Annotated in this window: 7 protein-coding genes; 4 read left to right on the top strand and 3 right to left on the bottom strand. The window is 53.6% G+C overall.

From position 1 onward, the window contains the following. Positions 1-271 precede the first annotated feature (271 nt). Together GOX45_RS20290 and GOX45_RS20285 are read left to right on the top strand one after the other, a co-directional pair. Entirely contained in the window at positions 272-865 is a 594-nt protein-coding gene (locus GOX45_RS20290; RefSeq protein WP_171103512.1) for an ankyrin repeat domain-containing protein, read from the top strand. 56 nt (positions 866-921) lie between these two features. Further along, positions 922-1,359 (top strand): YHS domain-containing (seleno)protein, encoded by a 438-nt coding sequence (locus GOX45_RS20285; protein ID WP_217350598.1) that lies wholly within the window; start codon positions 922-924, stop codon positions 1,357-1,359. A 19-nt stretch (positions 1,360-1,378) separates the two neighbouring features. Here the strand turns inward: GOX45_RS20285 and GOX45_RS20280 are convergent, their stop codons facing one another. Continuing rightward, entirely contained in the window at positions 1,379-3,583 is a 2,205-nt protein-coding gene (locus tag GOX45_RS20280; RefSeq protein ID WP_171103509.1) for an adenylate/guanylate cyclase domain-containing protein, read from the bottom strand. A gap of 546 nt (positions 3,584-4,129) precedes the next feature. Then, positions 4,130-5,566, bottom strand: coding sequence for an arylsulfatase (locus GOX45_RS20275; protein WP_171103507.1), 1,437 nt, complete (start codon positions 5,564-5,566; stop codon positions 4,130-4,132). Between the two features lie 252 nt (positions 5,567-5,818). On the opposite strand from GOX45_RS20275, the gene GOX45_RS20270 reads away from it, so the two are divergent. Continuing rightward, entirely contained in the window at positions 5,819-7,765 is a 1,947-nt protein-coding gene (locus GOX45_RS20270) for a DUF3604 domain-containing protein (RefSeq protein WP_217350596.1), read from the top strand. Positions 7,766-8,012: 247 nt separating this feature from the next. Here the strand turns inward: GOX45_RS20270 and GOX45_RS20265 are convergent, their stop codons facing one another. Continuing rightward, complete coding sequence (locus GOX45_RS20265; protein WP_254446117.1) at positions 8,013-9,323, bottom strand: phospholipase D family protein; 1,311 nt, start codon at positions 9,321-9,323, stop codon at positions 8,013-8,015. Positions 9,324-9,738: 415 nt separating this feature from the next. Between GOX45_RS20265 and GOX45_RS20260 the strand changes: the two genes are divergently transcribed. Beyond that, positions 9,739-10,920 carry an adenylate/guanylate cyclase domain-containing protein gene (locus GOX45_RS20260; protein ID WP_171103502.1) on the top strand — a complete coding sequence of 394 codons (1,182 nt, stop codon included), beginning with the start codon at positions 9,739-9,741 and terminating at the stop codon, positions 10,918-10,920. Positions 10,921-11,116: the final 196 nt, after the last annotated feature.

Genomic DNA, 11,116 nt, shown 5'->3' with positions numbered 1-11,116 from the left:
AGCATTGAAAATCGATCAAAGCAGCGCTGACATTTGGGATTTGGATGCACTGGTCTCCGAGCCGGGTCTCATGGGCCTGCTTTTCGTTCTAGGCAGCCATCTGACAGAAAGGTTCAGATTTGCGCTGCGAACCCAATCCAGAAGTGCATCGAGCTGAGGCTCGCAGGTGCAGCACCCCTCTCGATCAAAACCGACATGAGTACTGCAGCTAATAACCAGTCGTTGCGTGCAACTGCGGCTCATTGTAGAATTCAAGTAGGGGGGTAGATCCATGCGTTGGATTGGCACCATCTTTATAACAGCCTTTTTAATACTTGGGCCCGCTCAAGCAGGTCCGTTATTCGATGCGGCAAAGCGGGGCGATACATCGGCCGTTAAGGCTTTGTTGGAAAGCGGTATCTCGGTCGATGAGCGAGGCCCAAACAAGGCTACTCCCTTGATTGCCGCTGCGTTGGCTGGAAACACCGAAACCGCTGCGGCCCTGATCGAGGCAGGGGCTGACGTGATGGCGCGCAACCACAGTGGTTTCACACCGCTTCACGCCGCGGCCTTCGGCGGCAATATTGAGACAGCGCAGTTGCTTCTCGACCAAGGCGCAGATGTGAATGGGCGCATTAACAGGGCCGAAAAATCACCCATCTTCATGGCGGCCGATGAGGGCCATATCGAGATGATCGAGCTGCTGGTCAACAATGGGGCAGATATTGTGACCCTCGATAATGATGGTTTTTCGGTTCTGATCCGAACCATGTTCCGTAAACACTATGATATCGTTGGGCTGCTGAAGCAAAACGGGGCCACGTGCCCTCCGCCAGACGCCTTTGGTCCGGAATTTTACCGCCTGTGCCTGGAAGCAGGCACCTAAGGGAAGGTCAAAAAATGAACTTTCGACTTCTGATAAGCGGCCTGTTTCTTGCAGCCATGACCCTTGGCGCGCAGGCCGATGAGCCCATCAATACTGGACCCTTCGGCGATGTTGCGATCAAAGGCTATGACACTGTCGCTTATTTCACCGAAAACCGCGCGGTAAAAGGATCAAGTGAGTTCGCATATGATTGGCTTGGTACGCCATGGCACTTCAACAGCGCAAATAACCGCGATCTGTTTATGTCTGACCCAACTAAGTACGCACCGCAATACGGTGGGTATTGCACATTGGGTGTCGGCCTTGGGGCCAACGCGTCTGAGAACATCGACCCTGTAAATTCCTGGCGCATCATTGATGGGAAGCTTTACTTCATATCGGACCCCACTGGTGCAGAAATGCTTGACCATCCGGAAGGGGAAGCGGTGATCGCCAAGGCGGATGCGAATTGGGAGAAGACAAAGCCGCTTGCCGCCAAGGATTACTCTAACTGAAGCGCATCTCGGTTGAGGGTCATCCCCCCGGACTAAAGTTAAACAAAATGTGCGCGTTGATGTAACTATACGGCAAGCTCGCTTCGCTTGCATCTTCGGCACTTTTGTAGATCGAGCCACAAGCCGGGCGACCGAGCGCAAGACCGGGTTGTTGTATGCACAATTTGTCATCTTCCACAAAAGCCGATCCAGTGACAAACAATGTGGATGCGCGTAAGGCCATACTTCCGTTCTCTGAAATCTGCAACAAGCCGGGTCCACGGCCTTCGAAGTTTCCCTGCCAGACTTTCCCGTCAATCAGGGCGGTGACCTCGTCGGCAGATAGCTTTTCGCGCGCGCCAGGTCGAAAATCGAAAGGCCATTCCTGCACGCCTGCTTGCAACATTGCATCAATGATCCGATCGAGTTCTTCCTGCTGCCGAAAATGCGCAAACATGACCCTGTAGAGTTGCGCCGAGGTATGCGGCGCAAATCGTGCCACCTCTTCCGCTGTTGATTGCGCCTTTTGAATCTGGCCAGCCTCCGCATAGGCGGCCGCGAGGATGTTGAAGTAATCCTCAATGCCTTGAGAATTGCCCTTTATCTCTTCTAGGATTTCGACGGCACGTTGGGGACGCCCGGTGAGAATATGAGACAAGCTTGCGATCTGCCGAGCATAACCCGGCAATAGTGGGTTAAGACGCAGCGCGGTTTCGAAATTCTCAATCGCCTCTTCGTGTCGACCATAAAAGGTTTGAGCGAAGCTCAGCGCAAGATACGCAGACGCTTCACCTGGGGCTTTCTCGACAGACAGTTGCGCCGAACGTATCGCTTCCTCATACCTTCGATCAACAGTTTGCAATTCGCTCAAAACGGCGAAAGGCATCGCGGCATCGGGATCAATTTCCAAGGCGCGCCCAGCATGTTCGTAGGCGCGTTTTCGGGCAACTGGAAACGGCAGCACATCGTCATAGTTGCGGCGCATGACCAATGCCTCGGTACGCGCCTGTGCCGCGAAGGCCCGGGCAAAAGTCGGGTCGATTGCAGTTGCGTCGGAATAGAGTTTCAATGCCTCGCGCAACCCGGGCCGAAAGCCGCTACGAGCGGCCTCTTCGGCCCTCAGGAAGAAGTCGTATGCTTCCAGATCAGTTGTGGGAAGGCGTTCGATCCGTTCCCTCTCGGAAACACTCACATCCACATCCAATTGGTCAATGATCTCGTTGATCAACCCGACTTCAATAGCGAAGATATCGCCTTCGTCTCGCTCCAAACGCTCGGCCCAAAGCGTCTGCCCGCTGCTCACGTCTGTCAGCCGTGCGTTGACCAAAAGCCGTGTACCCGCTCTGCGCACGCTGCCTTCGAGAACGTAGCCAACCCCCAATTCGCGACCGATGGCCCTGCTGTCGATTGTTCGGTCCCGATAGGAAAACGCGGTATTGCTGCCGATTACCATCAGCCCGGCGACTTTCGAGAAATCGGTAATCAGATCGTCCGTGAGCCCGTCGGCCAGGTACCTTTCCTCGTCTGGCAGCCCGAGGTTTTCAAAGGGCAACACGATGAGAGAAGGCAGCGTGTCCTCTGCCACGATCATTTCACTATCAGCGCCGCTAAAACGGGCAACTAAGTCATCACGCAAAACAAAAGCGGCAATTGAAAGAATGGCCGTCACGGCTAACACCGCGACAGCGACGCGAACCTTCAAGCGGGACTTTAGTGAGTAGTTTGAGCCGTTCGGGTCAGCCATCCGAAAGACTGCAAGAGGCTCAGGTATGTTCTTCACCCGATGAATGCCTGCAGGCTCAAACGATCTGCTCACTTTGCCGCGAGTATGTTTGTAAACCTCGCGCGAGATACAGATGCCTCCGGGTTCCGCAAGTGGTTCCAGGCGCGCTGCAATATTGACGCCGTCCCCGTAAATGTCGTCACCATCGATAATCAGATCGCCTAGGTTGATACCGATCCGCAATTCGATACGCTGGTTGGGATTAATGGTGGCGTTTCTTTTTCTGACCGCCTCCTGTATCTGGATCGCAGCCTCGACAGCATCAACCACACTCGCAAAATCGGCCAGTAGCCCATCGCCGATAAGCTTAACGAGCCGTCCGTTTTTTTCTTCGATCAAACGGGTCAGGATGTCTTGGCGCACAATGGTCAAACGTTCGAAGGTACCGACCTCATCCTCGGCCATCATACGGCTGAAACCGACGACGTCTGCGGCGAATATGGCGGCAAGCCTGCGTTCCAAGGTTTGCCCCTCTCCTCCAAATTGCGGGCAGTACAGCAAAGGGTAACACTGAAAAAACGTGACTGAAACTGTGCTCGCTCAAAAATTTTTAACTGGGCGGGCGCTTTTCAATCAAAGGCACAGGGGGCAAAGAGCCGATTGCTGAAGCAGCCTAAGGTAGCTGATCCCGCCAAACAGGCTCTCAAGCATCTACTGCGAATGACCGAACCGAGCCCAACCTCGCCATCGAAAAATTGTGCTGCGCGCGCAGCGCGAACTATGCCGCACTCGCATCGTCGGTGTCTTCGCAAAGTGCCGTGAAAACTGACCATTCGAAAGCCGCGCAGCGAGCGTCTTCTTTGTAACGCACAGGTCGCGGACACAGCGGCCATTGCTCAAGTGGTTGGAACCGACCGCTTTGCTGCCCAAACAGGTTTGGGCGATCCGGGCAAAACCAAGCGACCAGCCCAGTTCAAGTCTCCACACGGCGGCAGAGATTGCGGACAATGGTTCATAGCGCAGCGAAGATCGACAAGTGATATTACGGGTCGCTGAGCAAGACTTTACTTAGTCAATGGGTGGTTCGTAGGGATCCGGTGTTCCTGGGGGTATCGGAGGATATTCTTCGAATGTGGCGAGGTGCTCCTGTAACTGTGGCAAAGCCTTTTCGGCCGCCCATGTGTGCGGGAAGAGTACGCTTTCACGCTCGTGTGGATCATTCAGAAGATTGTAGACGCGTGGCGTATCGAATGACTCCGTTGCACCAAATGCCGTCGTATTCTCTTTGAAAAGAACTTTCCAGTCCTTCCATTTTACACCGAATATCTGTTCGCCCATGTAGACGATCACGCCTTCTCGGTTTGAGTTTGGTTGGGCACCAAGAAAGAACTTTGACTGATCGATGCCATCAAACGCCCTGTCATCAGGCACCCTGCCCCCAGCAAATGCCGCACGTGTCGGATAGAGATCCATAGAGTGGACAACATCGTTGCTTTCTGAGCCCGCAGGGATCTTTCCTGGCCACTTGATCGCAAAAGGCACCCGCATGCTTCCTTCGAGGCTTGTGAACAGAGTGCCGCGCCAAGGTCCGGCGGTACCGTGTACCGCTGGCACGGGCGAGACATTTGCATTTCCAACCGGAAGAGCTTCGGGTCCGTTGTCAGCAGTAAAGATCACGACTGTGTCGTCGGAAACCCCCGCATTCTCAAGCGCATCAATCACGCGTCCGATATAGGTATCTGTCTGAAGCAGAATATCGGCCCAAACCCCGTTTCCGGTGGCGCCATCAAACTCCTCGGACACGATGTTTGGATAGTGGGTCTGCGTATATGCAAGATAGATGAAAAACGGCGCGTCTTCGGCACTCTTCGCTTGGATAAATTCGATAGCCTTTTTCGTCAGGTCACCATCTATCTCACCGCGATAGTCCAGATCGTAGTCCCGCGCGACGGTTGCGGGCTCGCCCGCAACACCCTGCATCACCACGGGCTCTTCCATGTTGGCTTCAGCAAATCCCGGAAGCGTGCGCCAGACTGTAACGTCAGTGGTCTCAACTCCGTAGAATTCGTCGAATCCTTGATTCGTTGGGTAGCGTCCTTCGGTCCATCCAAGGTGCCACTTGCCGTACATGGCTGTGTTGTATCCTACATCCTTCAGCATTTCGGCCATCGTGATTTCCCACTGGGTCAAACCGTAGACGCCGCCACCCAGTGGGACCGTATGGTTGCCGCTTCGGATACCGTAACGTCCTGTCATGGTCGCTGCGCGGGACGGTGTGCACTGGCTTTCCACGTTGAAGTTCGTGAGTCGCAATCCTTCCGCCGCGAGGGCGTCCATCTCGGGGGTCGCCGTACCACGGATTATGCCACCCCCGTTGAATCCAGGTTCGCCCCAGCCAAAATTATCCATAAATATGAATACGATGTTGGGTTTATCCTGAGCTGACGCGCCCGCGGCAAATAAAAAGGACAAGGACAGTAAGACTGTTCGCGATAACCACTTCATAACGGCGCCTCCAATCAAGATCACAGGTTGAAGACTGACGAACCAGGTCACTCTTCGTCAAGAACATCCACTCGGCACTGTATTTTCCACTGGCGGCTGAGCGTTAGAGTTATGGGCAAAGCAGCGATCTGGGAACAGCCAAACCTCACTTTGGGTCTCTTGTGCTGAACCAAGAAAACCTTAGTTTTCCTTGACGAACAGCCCGTTCAGATGGTGCCATGGGTTGGCATTCAGCTCGGCTGGGAGGTTCAAATGAAGCTTTTTCTGAAGACATCGACAGCAATAATTTCCGCATCATTCATAGCAAGCTCTTCAAATGCTCAAGACGCTGCTCAAGGCGGGCAAGTTGGAGAGATGACAATATCTGTTGATGATATGCGTGAACCCGCACCTGCTGATTTTTCGCCTTATGCAGGTCGAGATTTTCCTACACGCCCACTGTGGGGGGACACTCACCTGCACACGTCAAACTCGCTCGATGCACGCGGATTTGGCGTCATTCTGAGCCCAGACGATGCCTATAGGTTTGCACGTGGTGAGGAAGTCACAACATCGCATGGCCTGCGCGTGCAGTTATCGCGCCCCCTCGACTGGCTTGTCGTATCTGATCACTCGGACGCAATGGGGGCTATGAACGAGATCGTTGCCGGGAACTCCACTCTGATGCGTGATCCAACCCTTCGAGACTGGAACGAACGCCTCAACGCCGGCGGGGACGTCGCTTTGGGCGCAACCATGGAAGTTATTGAAACCTTTGCGGGCATCACCGGGGATGCTCTGCCTGAAGCTGTTTCAGACCGTAGGTTTGTACAATCCGTATGGGACGAGTTCACACAAACTGCAGATCAACACAACGACCCTGGTACATTCACTGCTTTCATTGGATACGAATGGACTTCCACCGAAGCTGGAAACAACCTCCATCGCAACGTGATCTACCGCGATGATGCCATTCGTGCTCGGCAATTGTTGCCCTTCACAACCGCAGAAACCTTTAATCCTGAACGTTTGTGGGACTGGATGGAAACATATGAACAGGAGACCGGCGGTCGTGTGCTGGCCCTTGCCCACAATGGCAACGTCTCCAACGGCCTAATGTTTCCGGTTGAGACGAACCCTGAAACGGGTGAACCTTTGACAGAAGATTACGCAGAGCGGCGTGCCAAGTGGGAGCCGATGTATGAGATCACCCAAATCAAAGGTGATGGAGAAGCGCATCCGTTTTTGAGCCCAAACGATGAGTTCGCAGACTATGAAACTTGGGACAAATCCAACCTTGGACCAACGCCCAAAGAAGACTGGATGCTCCAGTACGAATACGCCCGAGAGGCTTTGAAGAACGGGCTGAAGCTTGAGGCTCAACTTGGCACCAACCCATACAAATTTGGAGTGGTAGGTTCGACAGACAGCCATACCGCTCTGGCAACGGCGGAAGAAGACAATTTCTTTGGCAAACACTCTGGCGTCGAACCAGAGCCGGGTCGTTGGCAGCACGTTGTTGGTGAGTTCGATACGACAAGAATTCTTGGATGGGAAATGGCAGCGTCGGGTTACGCTGCAGTTTGGGCAGAAGATAACACGCGCGAAGCAATATTCGACGCTATGGAACGAAAAGAAGTCTATGGGACAACCGGTAGTCGTATTGCGGTTCGCTTCTTTGGCGGCTGGGACTTTACGGAAGCTGATGCCAAATCTCGACTGCCCGCCGAAGTCGGATATGAAAAAGGCGTTCCGATGGGTGGGGATCTCGCCGACGCGACAGAAGGTGCGGACGCCCCAACATTCTTGGTAGCTGCGCTGAAAGATCCGTTTTCTGGCAATCTCGACCGTGTTCAGATTGTGAAAGGTTGGCTAAATGCCAATGGCGAAACTGAAGAGCGGGTCTATGACGTCGCTTGGTCGGGAGACCGGGAACTTGATGCGGACGGCAAGCTGCCAGCGGTGGGGAACACCGTGGATGTTGCATCGGGCACGTTTACCAATTCGATCGGGTCTCCAGAGCTAATCAGTGTTTGGACGGATCCTGAATTCGATCCTTCAGTCAGCGCTTTCTACTATGCCCGTGTCCTGGAGATTCCCACACCGAGGTGGACAATTTACGACGCCGTGCGGTTTGGAGACGAGCTGCCTGCCGACGTGCCTACGTCAACGCAGGAACGCGCTTACACTTCGCCAATATGGTATACTCCTAAAGGCTGAGATATGCCTACCGGCAGCGCCGTTTCTGCAAAATCCCGGCAGTTCCTGTCGCAGCAGCATTAGGCTGATCCGTTCATGCGAGTTTCTGCCCAGGCTCTTCGCAGGTGTTCTATGCGTGCCAAACAAAGCGAGGGCCTTGGCATTGTGAGTGTCCGGTTCCGAGGAGGGTTCCAGTAGCTCTGCGAACAAAGCGTGCGTTCGCTGCGCCTGTGCGAATAGCCGCATGGACTGACGTATGCTCAAGAACCTAAAGCTGCGACCCAATTGGCAGAATACTTAGAAATCCAGCAACTATGTGATCCCAAGTCGATCCTGTTGGCTCTGATAGATATTCGATAACGTTGCTATCATCGCCTCTTGTTGTCCATTTGAGCTGACCAGCTTTCTCGAGCGTCACGTTATATGTGTATGCCGGCAGCGCGTCGTCCAAGGCCCCCATGGTTTGTGCCGTCAATGCCGGTGAGTCTATCAGAATTCCCATCTCGGTGTTGATGTTGACAGACCGCGGGTCCCAGTTGAACGACCCTACGAACAAGTAGCGGTCATCAACGGCAAATGCCTTTGAATGCAAGCCTGATCTGGATTGAGCCCAGTTAACGCCCCGGCGTTGGACCTGATAGGCGTCCGGTCGCAATTCATAGAGTTCTACTCCACCACGTAGTAATGCACGGCGTTTTTTTGCGTAGTGCGCGTAAACGGGTGCAACGTCATTAGATGCAAGCGAATTGGTTACAACCTTTACGTCGATCCCTCGGTTCTCCAGTTCGGTCAGCCATTTCACGCCGTTGTTGCGTGGCACGAAATAGGCGGAGACGATGCTCACCTCACTGGTGGCATTCTCAAAGTACGGAAGCAGTTGAGATGCGAGAACGGGGCCTGAATTCTCAAGCCCGGCGGCTTTTGAAGGCGGATCGGAATAGAGTTTGGCGGGCAGCCAATCTAGTGACAGGGCTCCATCTGCGAAGTTCTCTTGTGCAGACCTTCTGAGCGCAGCGCCGTACTGGGTTTGCTTCGCTTCCTCGACCAGTTCATTCAACTTGCTTCGCGCATCGCTAAGGTCAAATTCTTTTGGTTCTCCCACGACCACGCGCGCCGGAACTGCGAACTCGCTGTTCCAGTAAGAGTCAAAGCTGCGCGACACCTCGCGCACAACGGGGCCTGCGGCCAGCACATCCAGATCAGCGTAGTTCATTTCTTCCCGCGCGAGAAAGTACTCGGCACCGATGTTTCGCCCACCCACAATCGTGAACACGTTGTCGGCCGTCATGGATTTATTGTGCATTCTGCGATTGATGCGTTTGAAATCCGTCAACCCCGCGATCAACAAGCTTTGTTCGCGCCAAAATGGATTAAAAAGTCTGATTTCAATGTTTTCGTGATTGTCCAACGCTGCGGTCATGGCGTCGTACCCGGATGTATCCATGTCATCCAGCAACAGCCTAACACGAACACCCCGATCTGCCGCTTGCAAAAGACTGGCGGCGAACAGGTGACCGGTTGGGTCATTGTGCAGAAGGTAGTATTGGGCGTCTATCGTTGTCTCGGCCGCGGCAGCCATCAATAGCCTTGAGACAAGAGCTTCTTCACCGTCACTGATCAGCTTGACCCCCGACCGACCGTCTTTGGGGTCACCAAGCCGGTTGGCCGCCTGACTAAGCGCTGTGCGCGCGTTTGCAGGAAGCGAGGCCGATACGCTCTTTTCGTAGGTGCGCGTTTTGGGAGCGCAAGCAACAAGAGTAAACACACACCAAACACAAACCAAGAACTTCCATCGGGCCATCAGCTTTCTCCATCCCTATGTCCTAGGTGACTACGCCGAGACGGGTGATTGCAAGTTTGTTCTCTTAAACATGGGGTTGTTTCTCTGGTTGTTGTTGAATTGGTGAAACCCTCAACTGCCGCATGCAGGTATGTGATTTTGACGCAACCTCATTTCAAACGTACTCTGGCAGCACCAAGCGCAAACGAGGACCATGTCTGAATCCAAACACAGAAATGACTCTGCCGCAGAACCAGCGCCGCGTAGTTTTGCCGACGGTATCGGGGTAGCAACAGAGGAATTCAAGATCTCGATGCCAATCGGGGTTGGCGCCGTCCTGGCTGCTTTGGCTTCTTTGGCCACCTGCTATTCCGGGATTTTGCTGACATATTTGGTTGGCTACGAAGCGATTTCCCTAAACCCACATGCGCAAGCTGTGCTTATGTGGGTGTTTGCGTTGTTGGCGGTCAGTTTCTTATGGAGAGACCGAAAACGGCATGCAAAGGAACTTCCACTCGTCCTCGGTGGAATTGCTGCTGCCATCCTGATTGTCACGCTGTATTTCGGCTATGATGAACGCGTCGAAGCGCTTGCCTATGTGCTTTTGGCGATCGCGGCTTTGCTAAACCAGAACTTCATACTCGATGCCTTGAACCACACGGTTCGCAACCAGACACATGAAATAGAGGCATTGAACGAAAGACTGACCGAGAAGGTAAAGCGCCAGGAAAGCGAGATTGACAGGCTCGGGCGACTCAAACAATTCCTTGCGCCTCAGGTAGCAGAGCTTGTCGTCGAAGAAAACGCTGACGAGCTTCTTAAAACTCATCGTCGATACATCGCTTGCCTATTCTGCGACATCCGGAATTTCACAGCGATTTCCGAGGCGATTGAGCCTGAAGATGTCATTACTCTTCTCCAAAACTTCCACGATGAAGTTGGTCATCTAGTTGCCCAACACAAGGGGACAATCGGATACCGAGCTGGAGACGGATTGATGGTTTTCTTCAATGATCCAGTTCCCTGCGATCAACCGGTTCTCCAAGCCGTGCGACTGGCCAAGGCAATAAGCGAAGCATTCGACGGAATACGAGCACCCTGGCAGAAACTCGGACACTCGATGGGTTTGGGTATCGGGATCAGCAGCGGTTACGCGACACTTGGGCTTATCGGGTTTCATGGTCGCGCCGACTACACCGCAATCGGCGGAGTGGTGAATACCGCATCCAGGCTTTGCGACTTTGCCAGTGACGGACAGATCCTTTTGAACCAGCGGGCGCTATTAGACATAGAAGAGCATGTGGAGACAGAGAAGTTAGGAGAAAGGGAACTCAAAGGCATCGGTAACCCTGTGCAGATTTTCCGCGTTATCAGTCTCTCTGATCAGGCAAAGTGATGCTCTCGATTGTTAGGAGTGGACCTGTCACAGAATTGTTCCGCTTCTTTGACTTGGTATTTTGCCACAAAGGAGAGACATCATGGCATCGAAACCAACCCCGATGTTCCGCGCCGAACCATTTCGCATTGCACACTCCAGCGGCCTGAGCCGCTGCCAGGTTGCCGCTGACCTTGATTGGAACCTTCGATCAACC

The organism is Ruegeria sp. HKCCD7255 (assembly GCF_013031565.1).
Classification (GTDB): Bacteria; Pseudomonadota; Alphaproteobacteria; order Rhodobacterales; family Rhodobacteraceae; genus Ruegeria.
This window is presented reverse-complemented; position numbering and strand designations above follow the sequence as displayed.